The sequence below is a fragment of the Streptomyces sp. NBC_01166 genome (assembly GCF_045039765.1).
In the GTDB taxonomy this organism is placed as follows: domain Bacteria; phylum Actinomycetota; class Actinomycetes; order Streptomycetales; family Streptomycetaceae; genus Streptomyces.
This window is the reverse complement of sequence record NZ_CP108613.1, coordinates 7,935,759-7,950,074: the sequence shown is the minus strand read 5'-3', so window position 1 is coordinate 7,950,074 and position 14,316 is coordinate 7,935,759. Positions and strand designations below refer to the sequence as shown.

Genomic DNA, 14,316 nt, shown 5'->3' with positions numbered 1-14,316 from the left:
TGCGGACCTGGCACGTCGCCGGACGCGAACTTGACGGCTGCGGCCTTCTGCTGCGCCACTGCCGCGTCCCCCACGACCCTCGATGCATGCTCGTCCAGCAGCCGCGACGCGTCATCGGCCTTGGCGTCGAGACCGCCTCGACAGCCGCGAGGGGCATAGCCATCTCGCGCAGCTGACGCAGCGCGGTTGCCCGTGTCACCTGGACAGCGCTGTAGTAGCGGTATCCCGGGACGGGGTCGACTTCGGCAGGGGGCAGCAGCCCGGAGTCGGCGTAGAGCCGCAACACGCTGGTGGTCAGACCCTGCGACGGGGGCCCGGGATTTCCCGGTGGTTCCGGCCGGCTCAGCCGCCGTTGTCGAGCCAGGCGACCGGGTCCATGTACTGGCCGTCGAAGAGGACCTCGAAGTGGAGATGCGGCCCGGTGGACAGCCCTGTCGAGCCGACCAGCCCGACGGGATGGCCCGTGGTCACGCTCTGGCCGGTCGTCACCTGGAGGGCGGACAGATGGCTGTAGGTGGTCTCCAGCCGCTTTCCGTCGATGGTGCCGTGGTCGATCACCACGCGGTTGCCGTAGGCCGAGGTCGTGCCCGCGAACTCGACACGTCCGTCCCGTGCCGCGGACACCTGAGCCCCCTGCGGCGCGCCGAAGTCGACGCCCGTGTGAAGCTTGGTGACCCCGGTCAGCGGGTGTGTGCGCGAACCGTACGACGAGGTGACGGTGAGCGTGGTGACGGGCGGCGCCAGAAGCGCGCCGGAAGCCGGGCCGTTCTGCTCGGGGTTCCGCCGGACCAGTGCGTCGTACTGCGGAAGCCGCTTCTTGACGTCGGCGACGAAGGTGCGGGCCGGGGCGGGGACCTTGCCGGCCTCCTTGACCCCGTCCACCCCGGCCGCATACGCGGCGAGCGTGAGGTCGGCGACGTCACCGTTGACGGTGCCCTTGGTACGGAGCGCGGTCACCTTCTCCGCCAGGGAGCAGTCCTGCCGCCCCAGCGCCATGATCGCGTCCCCGGCGTCGCTGGGCGAGGAACTGCCGTTGCCGTCGTCGTCCCGGCCCCAGGTCTTCCAGCCGTCGTCCGTGAAGCGGGCGATGCCCTGCTCGGAGAGGCTCGCGGTGTTGTCCTGCCATCCGGAGAGCTGGTCGATGTGCGCGGCGAGGAGTGCGGGGGTGACGCCCGTGCAGTCCGCCGTCGCCCTGCGCAGCCAGGGGACGTAGGATCCGTCCACATTGCTGACCGCCGACTGGCTCGGGCCCGGGTCCTGCGGCGGGGCCAGGTCGAGACCGCCGGTCAGGGCGAGCAGGATGGCGGCCCCGGGGAGTATCACCAGGCTGGGCAGCACGATCAGGGTGACGGGACGGGGGCCGCGCCTACGTCGTGGGGGCGTGCGGTTGTCGGACGCGTCGACGGCCGGAGAGGTGTTGGCCGACTCCGTGGCGGGCGGCTTCGGTCCGCGCTCTGCCGTGTCGTCCCCCATGGGACCGTACCCGGTCCCTCCGGGCCGCCCCGGGCGGCTCTCAGCCGGATCGGGGTGCGGCGCTGCGGGGAGCGGCTGGAGGCCGTCGTCGTGCGCGGTGGTTCCCACAGGGTGGGGGAACGCCGTGCCTTCCCTGTCCTTGGTCACGTGCTGGGCCGACTCCACGAGGGCGCCAGGGCGGGGCGTGATATCGGCGGGGTGTATCGGCTCACGCCCCGACGCTAACAAGCGGGTGACGGGACGTCACCGGCCGCGTGGACACGATGAACTGCCCGATGGGGCACAGTTGATGCCCGGTGGGCTCTCCCTCTCGTTCCGTGTGCCGGCACTCGAACCGGTGGGCCCCTCGACGACCCCACGCCCGTGGTGGGCGAGGAGTTGAGGCTGTGCTGGGATTTCGTGGCATTGCGTCGGTCGTGACCCGGCAGCGGATCGGGGGGCACTGGAGCGCGGTCCGGGCACGTGATCACGAGCCCGCGCGTCTCCGGCGCGTCCCCGTTCCGGCGCGTGTGCAGGGGTGTTGACGTTTGCGGCCGGCCGGCTCGCCGTCAGCGCAGTTTCGCGTACACGATGAGGTTGTCCACGGGGTGGCCGTCGGCGTCGAAGGCTCCGTCGCACGTGATCAGCCGGAGCACGCGCTCGTCGGTGGTTCCGTAGACCTTCTCCGTGGGGAAGGAGTTCTTGCTGACGGTCTCCGTGCCGGTGACCGTGAAGTGCGCCTCCTTCCCTCCCCCGCCGGACACCGCGATGTCCGCCCCCTTGTCGATGGCGTGCAGGTCGTGGAAGACGGCCTTGCCGAACCGTGTGTCGTTGTGGCCGATGAGCACGGCCGCACCGGGCTCGCCGGGCACGGCTCCGCCCGCGTACCAGCCGGCCGTCATGCCCTTGTCCGCGGGCGGGACCTCGACCGTGCCGTCCTCGTTGAGTCCCAGCCGCAGCAGCGTGCTGTCTATCCCGAGCGACGGGACGGTCAGCCGCGTGGGCGCCGGTGCCTTGGGCGCCTCCTCGGGCGTGGGCGCGTCGGAGGCCGCCCTGACGGACGGCTCGGGGGTGTCGGACGCACCGCAGCCGGTGAGCGGGGCGAGCAGCAGAGCGGCCGCCGTCACGGACGCGGCCGTCCGCCATGACGGGTTCAGGTTGAGGGGCATGAGCACTCCGGGTGCGGGGGCGAGCTGAAGCGGGAGGAGGAACGACGGGTGGCGCCGCCCCCGGGCGGGGAGCGGCGCCACCGGGCGGGGTCAGCCGTTGCGCTGTGCGGCGGACCGGCGGCGCAGCACGAGGACACCGGCGCCCGCGAGCAGCACCGCTCCGGCTGCGGAACCGTAGAGCGCGGTGTCACCGGCGCCCTGGGCCGGGCGCTCACCGGCGTCGACGCCGCCGCGCGGAACCGTGCCGGCCGGCACGGACTCGGCGGGGACCGGCGTCGCCAGCTCGGTGGGTTCAGCGCCTTCGGGCGCGGGGGTGGGAGTCGCGCTGTTCTCGGCAGGCACCGGCGTGGGCTTGGCGTCGGCGACGGCCACGGTGGACGGCAGCAGGACCGCGCCCAGGCCGACAGTGGCCAGGATCGCGGTGCGCAGGGTCGGACGAAGGGACATGAAGAACTCCGATTCCAGCTCGGCGTTGGTGGTGCCCGCGCACGGATGCGCGTCGGGCGCCGGGCATGCCCACAGACTGGAGCGAAGTTGTGAGGAAGCTGTCAGACCGCCATGTTCATCGGATCAGGGCCGGCCGGCGGCATCCGCAGGGTGAACACCGACCCTTCGCCCACCGTGCTGACCACGCCGGCCGTCCCGCCGTGCGCCTCGACGAGCTTGCGGACGATCGCCAGCCCGAGGCCGCTGCCACCCGTACGCCGGCTGCGTGACTTCTCCGCGCGCCAGAACCGGTCGAAGACGTACGGCAGGTCCTCGGGCGCTATGCCTCGTCCGGTGTCGGCGACCTCCAGCACCACCTCCTCGTGCGCTTCGCCGGACCCGGTCGCGTAGGCGCGGAGGGTGACCCGGCCTCCCGCCGGGGTGTGGCGTACGGCGTTGGAGACCAGGTTGCCGATCGCCTGCCGCAACCGGACCGGGTCGGCGGTGAGTTCGGGGACCGGATCGGGTCCGTCCGGGACGCTCACGGTGAGGGCGACACCGGCGGCGTCGGCCTGGGCCTGGTGGGCGGCCGCCGCATGGGCGAGCAGCTCCTCGATCCGTACGGGTTCGGGGTGCAGGCGCAGGACACCTGCATCGGCCGCCGACAGGTCCTGGAGGTCGTCGATGATGTGCTGCAGCTGCACCGCCTCCTCGAGCAGCGAGGAGACGAACATCGCGTCCACGTCGGCGATGCCGTCCTCGGCGCCCTCGAGCCACCCGCGGATGTTGCTCAACGGTGTGCGCAGTTCGTGCGCGACGTCGCTGACCATCACCTTGCGCTGTTCCTCCAGCCGGGCACGGTGCGCCGACATGTCGTTGAAGGCGGCGGCCAGCCGGCCGATCTCGTTGTCCGCGGCGACCACCACATGCGACGGTTCCTCACCGTCCCGCATGCGCTGGGCCGCTCCGGTGAGGGCGTGGAGCGGCCGCACGAGCCGTACTCCGGCGAGGATCGAGGCGCCGACGGTGAGGGCGAGGACGAGCGCCGCGACCCCGGTTATCTTCGCCGTGTTCGCGGGGGAGAGCTCGAAGCCCGGCACGGTGCCGCCGCCCGGGTCGCTGATGAACAGCAGGGCGGGTGAGGCGACGTACGAACTGAGCTGCTCCTGGCGGGCGATGCCGACGCATGAGGCGATGTCGCGGTCGTTCTCGCTGTCGAGGGGCGCGGGTGTGGAGAGTTCTGTCGGCAGGGCCTCCCGCGGAACGCTGATGCTGGGCACGGGTGTCGGCACGGGTGTCGGCACGGGGACGGCCGTGGCGGCGGCCGGCTCCTCGTCGGTTCTCCACGAGAGGTCGAGATCGAGCTGTACGGCCTCGCGCCCCTGCCGGTCCAGGCACGCGTTGACGAGCTCGTTGAGGGCGGTGAGTGCCTTCGTCTCGGTTGTGGTGGGGCTGTCCAGGGCGTCGGTGGAGCACTGGCTGCCGCGCATGCGGTCCGGGTCGTTGCCCACGACCTGGATACGGGGCCGACCGCTGGGCCCCTCGACGACGTCGGAGGCGATCCCGGACCGGCTGAGGCACTGCACCGCCTCGTCGGCGGTACGCCTCAACGACGTACGTTCGGCCTCGGGAAGCCTGAACGGCCCGACGGCCCGAGGGTCGACCCTGTCGTTGCCGGAGCGCTGCGCCCCGTCCGTGCCGGGTGCCGCGACCGTCACGGAGCCGGAGCCCGAATCGGCCTCGGAGGGGGCGGCCACGGACAGCGGGTCCACGACCGCCGATGCCTGGGGAGGCAGGGCCGGAGGCGGCGAGGAGGATGCCACGGCGGAGTCCGCGAGGATCTGCCGGCTCTGTGTCGTCAGCGTGATCCGCCGGTCGGACGCCTCGGCCAGCTCCTTCACGGTGGGCCCCACCCCGTCCCAGGAGGGGTGTTCGGCCGCGTAGGCGAGGAGGGCGTCGAGTACGCGGGTGTCCGCGGCGAGGTTACGGCCCTGCTCCTGCTCGATCGCACCGGATGTGGTCTGTACGGCCAGCCACGCGGTCGCGGCGACCGAACAGGCCGCGACGAGGGCCGACACCGCCAGCAACCGACCGAGGAGGCTCTTGCGCAGCGGGAGCCGCAGGCGCGGTCCGCCGCGCTCAGCGCGCCGCGGCACGCGGGGCGCCCTTCTGCGGGTCCATGAGTTTGTAGCCGACTCCGAAGACGGTGAGGAGCCGGGCCGGCCGCCGGGGCGCGCGCTCGATCTTCTTGCGGAGGTTCATGATGTGGACGTCGACGGTCCGGCTGCTGATGTACCGGTCGAACCCGTGGAGTTCGGCGAGCAGCTGCTCGCGGGTGAAGACGCGTTCGGGCTCCGCGGCCATCGCGGAGAGGAGCCTGAACTCCCCCGGTGTGCACTCGACTCCTACGCCCTCGACCGCCACTTCGTGACGTACGGGATCGACGGCGAGCGATCCCACCCGCAGGACGTGGCTGTCCTCGCGTCCGCCGTCCCGCCGGGTCCGCCGGGTCCGCCGAAGAAGGGTGCGTACGCGTGCCATGAGCTCCCGCGGGCTGTAGGGCTTGGTCATGTAGTCGTCCGCGCCCAGGTCGAGCCCGAGCAGCAGATCGTCCTCCGTGGCCCGGGCGGTCAGCATGAGGACCGCCAACTCCCGACCCTCGGACCGCAGTATGCGGACCACGTCGAGCCCGTCCGCCCGAGGCATCATCACGTCGAGCACCAACAGGTCCGGAGCCCCCTGCCGCGCCTGTTCGAGGGCGGCGAGGCCGTCGGACACCACCGTGACCGCGTGGCCTTCGCGTTCGAGGTAGCGGCGGACCAGCTCGGCCTGTTTCGCGTCGTCTTCCGCGACTATGACGTTTGCGCACACGGGGGTGATCGTAGAGGAGGGCCCGAGCCGCCGGATTCTGCGGTGTGGAAGTGCAGGTCCGGCGGCCCGCGGGCGCGATCAGCAGACGCCGTCCCCCGGCTTGGGGTTGCCCAGGCCGAACAGGGGTCGCAGTCCGAGCCCGATCCAGGTACCGGCCAGCGCGACCGCTCCCCAGAGCCAGCCGCTGAGGCTGCCCGAGGCGATGCCTGCGAGGTAGGCGCCGATGTTGCAGCCTCCGGCCAGCCGTGCGCCCACGCCCATCAGCACACCGCCGAGCACCGACGCGACAGCCGTACGCCACGGGATGCCACGGTGCAGGGCCCAGGTACCGCCGAGCGCGGCGGCCACCGCCGCACCGATCATGATGCCGATGTCGGTGAGGCTGGTCTTGTCGGCCAGCACGGGGCCGGACAGCATCTCCGCGTTGCCGGGCTGCCGCCACCAGGTCCAGTTCTCCGGGTGGCCGCCGAGGGCGCCCACCAGTTCCGAGCCCCACAGGCTGAACGCACTCGTGACACCCCAGGCGCCGCCGGACACCAGCAGCACTCCCGCGCCGAGGACTGCCAGCACCAGGGCGCCGGCGGCCAGCGGCCAGGAGCCGCGGAAGGCGCGTACGACCGAGGTGCGCGCCGAGGGTACGGCGCCGAGCGGCGGCGGGTTACGACGGGCCTGGACGCGTCGGGTGACCACGACCACCAGCAGCAGCGCGGCGATCGTCACCGCCCACGAGCCGAGCCAGCCGATGTGGTCGGAGAGCACGACCGGCTCCCAGGCGGGGAGGTCCTTCCACAGATCGAACTGCCAGGCGGCGAGCGTGGCCCCCGCGATGAAGCCGCCGAGGGTCAGCAGCACCGAGGTCTGCCCCGAGCCGACGGCGAAGAGGGTGCCGGATGCGCAGGCACCGCCGAGCTGCATCCCGACGGCGAAGAGCAGCGAGCCGACGACAAGGCCGACACCGATCGCTCCGCCGGACGGCGCCGGCTGCGAGCCGAACAGCCCGGTGCTCGTGCCGATGACGAGCGCGAACAGGGTGGCCGTGGTGCCGAGCAGCAGCGCGTGCGCCCGCAGCCCGGTGCCGTTGCCTACGGCGATGAGCTGCCGCCAGGCGGAGGTGAAGCCGAACCGGGAATGGAAGAGCGCGACGCCCAGTCCGAGCCCCAGCAGGAGCAGCACACCCGGTTTGGCGCCGTGCGCCGACCACACGTACGCGGTCAGGGCGACGGCGAGCAGTCCGGCCACGATGAGTGGCGTCCTGCGTACCGGGGGCAGTGGCGGCGCCTCCGGTCGCGGCACGGAGGTGGGAGAGGCGTCGAACAGGGCGGGCAGTGCGCGCGGCGGCGCGGCCGGCGCGGCAGGTGGCGCGGTGGTCACGAAGGTCTCCGGGATGATGCTCGGCGGACAGCGGCATTGGCTGTCGACGGCGCGGCACGCGCCGCCGACGCGGGGCTCAGCCGCGACAGAGGCCGTCGTCGACGCACCACGCCGAGTGCGCGAAGAGCGCGAGGCACAGTGACAGGGCCGATGCAGACATGCGTACGAATATACGGACGCGGCCCCTCCGCATGCCGGGCCGTCTCGCCATGCGGAAAGCCTCTGAGCCTTCACAGCCCGGTGCGGGTTCGCCGGAGGTGTTTCCGGCGCCGGTCCCACCGGGCCTTCCTCCGGGCCACGGACCTCCGGGCCACGGATCTCCGGCCCCACGGACGACGGAACGACGCAGACCGATACGCACGGCGAGGGCTCTGTTGACGGGCCCTCATCTGCCGCCCCGGCGACCGGCAGCGGCGCCGGATCCGAGCCCCCGCACGCCGGTGACGGCGACGCCGAGGAGCCGGAGGGCGAAGACACGGCCGCACCCGCCGGGCAGTCAGGCGGCCTGCTGGGAGGACCGCTCGGCGGGCTGTTGGGAGGCGGTTGACCTCTCGGGCCGGAGCCGATTCGGAGACCGCGCCGCGGGAACCCCAACCCCGGGCCGGGCCCGGGGCCGGGGTGACGGGCCTCAGATGGTCGCGGTGTCGATCACGAACCGGTAGCGGACATCGCTGTTCAGCACGCGCTCGTACGCCTCGTTGATCTCGGCCGCGCCGATCAGCTCGATCTCCGCGCCGAATCCGTGCTCGGCGCAGAAGTCCAGCATCTCCTGGGTCTCCTGGATGCCGCCGATCCCTGAACCCGAGAGGGACTTGCGGCCGCCGATCAGGGAGAAGAGGTTGACGGAGATGGGCTCCTCCGGGGCGCCGACGTTCACCAGCGCTCCGTCCGTCTTGAGGAGGGACAGGTACGCGCCGAAGTCCAGCGGAGCCGACACCGTGGACAGGATGATGTCGAAGGTGCCGCGAAGGTCCTCGAAGGTCTTCGGGTCGCTGGTGGCGTAGTAGTGGTCGGCGCCCAGCTTCAGCCCGTCCTCCTGCTTGCGCAGGGACTGCGAGAGAACGGTCACCTCGGCACCGAGCGCGTGCGCGATCTTGACGCCCACGTGCCCGAGACCGCCCATGCCGAGGACGGCCACCTTCTTGCCGGGGCCGGCGTTCCAGTGCTTCAGCGGGGAGTACGTGGTGATGCCGGCGCAGAGCAGCGGCGCCGCCTCGTCCAGCGCGAGGCCGTCGGGGATACGGACCGTGTAGTTCTCGTCCACGACGATGTGCGTGGAGTAGCCCCCGTAGGTGGGGTCGCCGTTCTTGTCCAGGGCGTTGTACGTGCCGATGTTGCCCTTGACGCAGTACTGCTCCAGGCCGGCCTTGCAGTTCTCGCACTCACGGCAGGAGTCCACCATGCAGCCGACGCCGACGCGGTCGCCGACGGCGAACCTGGTGACGCCGGAGCCCGTCTCGGTGACGATGCCGGCGATCTCGTGGCCGGGCACCATCGGGAAGATGCCCTCACCCCAGCCTTCGCGGGCCTGGTGGATGTCCGAGTGACAGATGCCGGCGAACTTGATGTCGATCAGGACGTCGAACTCGCCGACCGCGCGTCGCTCGATGGTGGTGCGCTCCAGCGGAGCCTTCGCGGAAGGGGCGGCGTACGCAGCGACAGTGGTCATGCGGGAATTCTCCTAAGGAGTGGTCCTGCGCCCGGCGGCTTTCGGTCCGGGCACGTCGTCCAGCCTGCCCTGTCTCCCCACATTCACCCAGGCCACAGCTCTGCCTACGTCCAGTGGTCCTACTACTGGCGGGGTCAGGATGGTGTGCGTACGACCATGGATACTGGACCCATGGAGGAGCAGCCTGTACCCGAGCGGCAGTCCGCAGACGTCCCCGGTGGTGGTGCGGGGCACGCCCTCGACCGGCGCGCCGAACTCAGCGAGTTCCTGCGCAGCCGGCGGGCACGGCTCAAGCCCGAGGATGTGGGTCTGCCCGACTTCGGGCGCCATCGCCGGGTCCCGGGTCTGCGGCGCGAGGAGCTCGCGCAGCTGGCCGGGGTGTCCGTGGCGTATTACACACGTCTCGAACAGGGCAACGGACAGAACGTGTCCGGGGAGGTACTGGGTGCGATCGCGTCCGCGCTGAGGCTGACCAGCGCCGAGCAGGCCCACCTCACGCACCTCGCGAAGCCCAAGCAGCACAGGAAGAAGCCGTCGACGCGGCAGCAGCGGGTGCGCGGCACCCTCAGTCAGCTGCTCGACACGATGGAGGGCGTCCCCGCGTACGTCATCGGGCGGCGTTCCGAGATCCTGGCCTGGAACCGGATGGCGGCGGCGGTCTTCGGCGACTGGTCGCAGCTTCCTCCGCAGGAGCGGAACTGGGCGCGGCTGACGTTCCTGAAGCCGGAGTACCGGGACCTCTTCGTGGAGTGGGACCAGAAGGCGGCGGACATCGTCAGCTACCTGCGGATGGACGCGGGCTGCCACCCCGACGACCCGCGTCTCTCCGCGCTGGTCGGTGAGCTGTCCGTGAAGAGCGAGGATTTCCGGCGGCTGTGGGCCAGGCACGACGTCAAGGAGAAGAGCCACGGCGTCAAGCGGCTGCACCATCCACTGGTGGGTGAGCTGACGCTCTGCTTCGAGACCTTCGCTCTGCCCGACGACGCGGAGCAGTCGGTGATCGCCTATCACCCGGAGCCGGGCTCGGCGTCCGCCGACGCACTGCGCCTGCTGGCGAGCTGGGGCGAGGACGCCACCCGGGCGGGCAGGTCCGTCCCCGGGAGGCCGTAGACCGAACCGCTCCTCCGGCTGCGGGAATTCCTGCTCCGCCCGCCCATGACCAGCCTGTACGCTGCGGGGATGCAGCCGTCCGCCTCTTCCTTCCCCGCGCGTTCCGGCCAGGCCGCGGCCCCCGAACGGCGTGGTCTCCTGACGGAACGGATCGCGCGGGAACTCGAGCACGACATCCGGTCCGGTGACATCGCGGTCGGGACCAAGCTTCCCTCGGAGCGCGAGCTCGCCACCCAGTTCGGAGCCAGCAGGAACGTCGTGCGCGAGGTTCTGCGGCGCCTGGAGGCCCAGCACCTGATCGAGGTGGCGCCTGGTCGTGGGTCCTTCGTGCGTGAGCAGACCTCGGGGCAGGCCAGGGGGTACGACGCCCTGTACCGCGCGGGCCGGCCCACCGTCCGGCAGCTGATCGAAGCCCGGCTGCCGCTCGAGGTCGAGACGGTACGTCTGGCGGCCGAGCACGCGACCGACGAGGACATCGAGGCGCTGAGGTCCGCCCGGGACGCCCTGGAGTCGGCGAGCGACGTCGTCGTCAAGGCCCGGGCCGACATGGCCTTTCACGACGCCGTCGCCGAGGCGAGCAAGAACCCGGTCCTGAGGATCATGCTCTCGTCGATCAGCGGAATGATGTTCGAGATGATGCTCCGCTCCAACTCCGACCCCTCGATCGGCGAGCCCGGTGTTCCGCACCACCCCGAGATCTTCGAGGCGATCGAGGCGCGCGACGTGGAACTGGCCGGTGAGCGGATGCGCGAGCACTTGATGCTCGGCCTGCGCACCTACGGCAAGGATCTCGACATCCAGGTCGACATCATGGCGCGCAACCACATCGAGACGCTGCTGGACGGGACCGGGAACCGGTACGGCGCCGGCCGGACGGCCGAGTAGCGCCCTCGCACCGCTGACCGCCCACGAACCCGCTCTCCGGTGAATCCGGCCCGTCAAAGGGCTGTTCGGCGCGCCTCTCCCCTGCTAACGTCCGTCTGGTTCAACTGGTCCTACCAGTTGGGCCAGACGGATCGGGAGCTCCCGCGGCGGCGAAACGCCCCAGGTGAGCAGGACGCACGACAGCGCAGAGAGACGAGGACGACGATGTCCACGAGCAGCCAGCTCCTCAGCCGGCGCTCCTTCGGCAGGCTGGCGGCAGGAGTCGCGGGAGCCGCCGGGATGGGGGCGCTCGGCGCGTGTACGAGCAGGGGCGGGCGGCCCTCCGCCGACACCCCGTTGCGGATCATGGCGATCAACCACGTGTGGTCCCAGGCGATCCGCCGCCGCACGAAGGAGTTCGAGGAGCGCATCGGGCGGCGGGTCTCCATGACCCTGCTCACCGCGGACCAGCTGGCGAGCAGCTACAACGTGAAGCTCAACGCCTCGGGCACCGACGTGGACGTCATGATGGTCCGCGCGCTCCAGGAGCAGTTGCTCTTCGCGCACAACGACTGGCTGGCCGACCTGAGCGACCGCGTAGTCCAGGACGAGGAGTTCGCCTGGCCCGACTTCCAGAAGGCCCCGCGCGAGGCTTCGGTGACGGCGGGCAAGGTGTTGAGCGTCCCGGTGGTGACGGAACGCCCTGCGCTGTACTACCGCAAGGACCTCGTGGAGGACCTCGGGGGACCGCCGCGCACCCTGGAGGCGCTGATGTCGGCGGCCGGGGAACTCACCGACAAGAAGAAGGGGTTCTACGGATTCGTCGGCCGGGGCCAGCGCAGCGGCGCCGTGTCGCAGTGGTCGAGTTTCCTGTACTCGCACGGCGGGGACTTCGTCGTGCGGGGCAAGTCCGGTATCGGCACACCGGAGGCCCTCGCCGCGTACGAGTACTACGGCAGCCTTCTGGCCAGGACGGGCCCGCCCGGCGCCACCAACATGAGCCTCGAACAGGCCATGCCGATCTTCGCGCAGGGCAAGGCGGCCTTCTACATCGACGCCGACGCGATCTACAGCAGCTTCCTCGACCCGAAGGTGTCGACCGTGCGCGAGACCGTCGGTTTCGCACCCTTCCCGGCCGGACCGGCCGGCGCCCGGCCGCACAACATCCCGTCCTGGAGCCTGGGCATCAGCAAGTTCAGTCTGCTGCGCGACGACGCCTGGGAGTTCATCAAGTGGGCCGCCGGCACCGAGGTGACCGCCGCGCTCCAGAAGGACGGCATCCCCGGCGCCCGTAGCTCGGTGTGGTCCGACCCCGCGTCCCTGGCCTCCTTCCCCCCGGATCTCGCCGAGGCCATGCGGCTCAACGCGGAGCGGGGCCTGGGCTACGACCGGCCCCGGGTCCTTCAGGTCGGCCGGGCCAGGGACATCGTCGGGAGGCCCCTGGTCGCAGGCATCCTCGGCGACGACGTACGTCCGGTGGCCCGTGACGCCGATGCGGAGTTCGCCGATTTCCTCGTCCGCGACAACCGCCACACGGAGTCCTGATGTCCACCACTGAGGTCTCCCCGGCCCGCCCCGCCGCCGTGCCGGGCGCACGTCCGGCCCCAGCGCGCCGCCCTCGCACCTTCGAACAGGCCAACCGGCGACTGAAGTGGGCGATGCTCGCCCCCGCGCTGCTGTTCGTCGGCCTGATGATCGTCTTTCCGCTGGTCTACACCGTCAACCTCAGCCTGACCGACGCCTTCGGCGCGGTGAACGCGGGCAAGGAGCATGTGGGCCTGCGGAACTTCGCCGACGCCCTCGGCGACACCCGCCGCTTCTGGCCCGCCGCGCAGCGCACACTGGTCTTCACCGTGGGGGCGGTGATCCTGGAGACGGTGCTCGGTCTCGCCCTGGCGATGCTCATGCGCAAGCCGTTCCGGGGCATGCGGTGGGTGCGTACGGTTCTGATCATCCCGTTGCTCACCACTCCGGTGGCGATCGGCATCCTCTGGCTGCTGATCCTCGACCCCACCAACGGCATAGCCAACCATCTGCTCGCCGGAGTCGGGCTGCCCCGGCAGGAGTTCCTCGGCTCCGTCAGCCAGTCGCTGCCGACCCTGATGCTCATCGATGTCTGGCAGTGGACGCCCATGATGACCCTGCTGCTGCTCGCCGGGCTGACCACGCTGCCCGAGGAGCCGGAGGAAGCCGCCCGCATGGACGGGGCGAACGGCTGGCAGCGGTTCCGGCACGTCGTACTGCCCATGCTCGGACCGACGCTCGCCACCGCCCTCGTGCTGCGCGCGGTGGACGCGCTCAAGACCTTCGACATCCTCTACGCCACCAAGGGTGCGGGCGGCGGCTCGGACTTCGAGGTGGAGACCCTCAACGTCTACGCCTACGGGCTGACCTTCGACTACCAGGAGTACGGCCTGGCCGCCGCCGTCCTGGTCCTGTTCACGCTCTTCATCATCGGCGTCGTGGTGCTGCTGCGCCGCCGGAGCGGAAGGAAGACCGCATGAGTGCCACCGTCGCCCCCACCCCCGTCCCGGCACACCTGCGCCGGCGCGCGATCCGCTCGTGGCTGCGCGGCATCGCCATCGCCCTCGTGACGCTGGTCTTCGCGCTGCCCCTGGTGTGGATGTTCGCCGCCGCCTTCAAGACCAACGTCCAGGTGACCGATCCGTCCGTGGGTCTGTGGTTCAGCCCCACCCTCGAGAACTTCCGCAGCATCGTCGAGGCCGGGCAGATCCTGCGGTCGATGGGCAACTCCCTGCTGGTCGGCGTGGTCTCCACCGTGCTCTCCGCCGTCATCGCGGTGCCCGCCGCCTGGGCGGTCGGACGGTTCGGCATGCACCGCACCGGTTCGCTGATCCTGGTCGCGCGCATCGTGCCGGCGATCTCACTGCTCGTGCCCTGGTACTACCTGTTCGCGCAGATGGGCCTCGTCGGCTCCTACACCGTGCTGATCCTCAGCCAGATGTTCGTCTCCGTCCCGCTCATCATGTGGATCATGATCAGCTTCTTCGCCGGCCTGCCGGTCGAACTGGAGGAGGCCGCCCGCACCGACGGGCTGAGCGCGTTCGGCGCCTTCCGCCGCATCGCGCTGCCCCTCGCGGCCCCGGGAACGGCGACCGCCTCCCTGCTCGCCTTCGTCTTCAGCTGGAACAACTTCATGTTCGCGCTGATCTTCGCCGACGACCGCACCCAGACGGTGCCGGTGACCCTCTTCAACTTCATCTCGTACGCGAGCACCGACTGGGGCGGCCTGATGGCCGCCGCGACGCTCATCACCGTCCCCGTCGTGCTGGCCGCCGTCCTCGGACAGAAGTACCTGGTGGCCGGTCTGACCTCCGGCGCCTCCAAGGGCTGAACGGCCCTCACCACCGCATTCGGAAGAAA

At 71.1% G+C, this 14,316-nt stretch carries 12 protein-coding genes and 1 pseudogene; 5 read left to right on the top strand and 8 right to left on the bottom strand.

The window, feature by feature from the left end:
* Positions 1-17: 17 nt before the first annotated feature.
* The 8 genes and pseudogenes from OG379_RS35970 to OG379_RS35935 form a co-directional block, all read right to left on the bottom strand.
* Positions 18-346 (bottom strand): annotated as a pseudogene (locus OG379_RS35970) (MerR family transcriptional regulator); the annotation flags it as partial.
* Positions 343-1,473, bottom strand: a complete 1,131-nt coding sequence (locus OG379_RS35965) for a M23 family metallopeptidase (protein WP_405667418.1) — start codon at positions 1,471-1,473, stop codon at positions 343-345. The gene OG379_RS35965 and the pseudogene OG379_RS35970, both read right to left, overlap by 4 nt.
* Before the next feature lie 548 nt (positions 1,474-2,021).
* Positions 2,022-2,621: a class F sortase gene (locus tag OG379_RS35960; RefSeq protein ID WP_405667417.1), complete on the bottom strand. Its 600-nt coding sequence runs from the start codon at positions 2,619-2,621 to the stop codon at positions 2,022-2,024.
* 90 nt (positions 2,622-2,711) lie between these two features.
* Positions 2,712-3,068, bottom strand: a complete 357-nt coding sequence (locus OG379_RS35955; protein WP_405667416.1) for a hypothetical protein — start codon at positions 3,066-3,068, stop codon at positions 2,712-2,714.
* A gap of 101 nt (positions 3,069-3,169) precedes the next feature.
* Positions 3,170-5,203: a sensor histidine kinase gene (locus tag OG379_RS35950; protein WP_405667415.1), complete on the bottom strand. Its 2,034-nt coding sequence runs from the start codon at positions 5,201-5,203 to the stop codon at positions 3,170-3,172.
* Entirely contained in the window at positions 5,187-5,918 is a 732-nt protein-coding gene (locus OG379_RS35945) for a response regulator transcription factor (protein ID WP_405667413.1), read from the bottom strand. The genes OG379_RS35950 and OG379_RS35945 overlap by 17 nt, the downstream gene beginning before the upstream one ends.
* Before the next feature lie 78 nt (positions 5,919-5,996).
* Positions 5,997-7,289, bottom strand: coding sequence for a YeeE/YedE family protein (locus tag OG379_RS35940; RefSeq protein ID WP_405667411.1), 1,293 nt, complete (start codon positions 7,287-7,289; stop codon positions 5,997-5,999).
* Positions 7,290-7,917: 628 nt separating this feature from the next.
* A complete protein-coding gene (locus OG379_RS35935; protein ID WP_405667409.1) occupies positions 7,918-8,958 on the bottom strand; it encodes an NAD(P)-dependent alcohol dehydrogenase in 1,041 nt (346 codons plus the stop codon).
* Positions 8,959-9,129: 171 nt separating this feature from the next.
* Here OG379_RS35935 and OG379_RS35930 point away from each other — a divergent pair, with 171 nt between their 5' ends.
* The 5 genes from OG379_RS35930 (at position 9,130) to OG379_RS35910 (ending at position 14,287) form a co-directional block, all read left to right on the top strand.
* Positions 9,130-10,068, top strand: coding sequence for a helix-turn-helix domain-containing protein (locus OG379_RS35930; RefSeq protein WP_393759796.1), 939 nt, complete (start codon positions 9,130-9,132; stop codon positions 10,066-10,068).
* 69 nt (positions 10,069-10,137) lie between these two features.
* Positions 10,138-10,953 carry a FadR/GntR family transcriptional regulator gene (locus OG379_RS35925; RefSeq protein ID WP_393759798.1) on the top strand — a complete coding sequence of 272 codons (816 nt, stop codon included), beginning with the start codon at positions 10,138-10,140 and terminating at the stop codon, positions 10,951-10,953.
* Positions 10,954-11,157: 204 nt separating this feature from the next.
* Positions 11,158-12,477, top strand: coding sequence for an ABC transporter substrate-binding protein (locus OG379_RS35920; protein WP_405667406.1), 1,320 nt, complete (start codon positions 11,158-11,160; stop codon positions 12,475-12,477).
* On the top strand, positions 12,477-13,436 hold the full coding sequence (locus OG379_RS35915; RefSeq protein WP_405667404.1) for a carbohydrate ABC transporter permease: 960 nt from the start codon (positions 12,477-12,479) through the stop codon (positions 13,434-13,436). The genes OG379_RS35920 and OG379_RS35915 overlap by 1 nt, the downstream gene beginning before the upstream one ends.
* Entirely contained in the window at positions 13,433-14,287 is an 855-nt protein-coding gene (locus tag OG379_RS35910) for a carbohydrate ABC transporter permease (RefSeq protein WP_405667402.1), read from the top strand. Before OG379_RS35915 ends, OG379_RS35910 begins: the two co-directional genes overlap by 4 nt.
* The last annotated feature ends 29 nt before the right edge of the window (positions 14,288-14,316 follow it).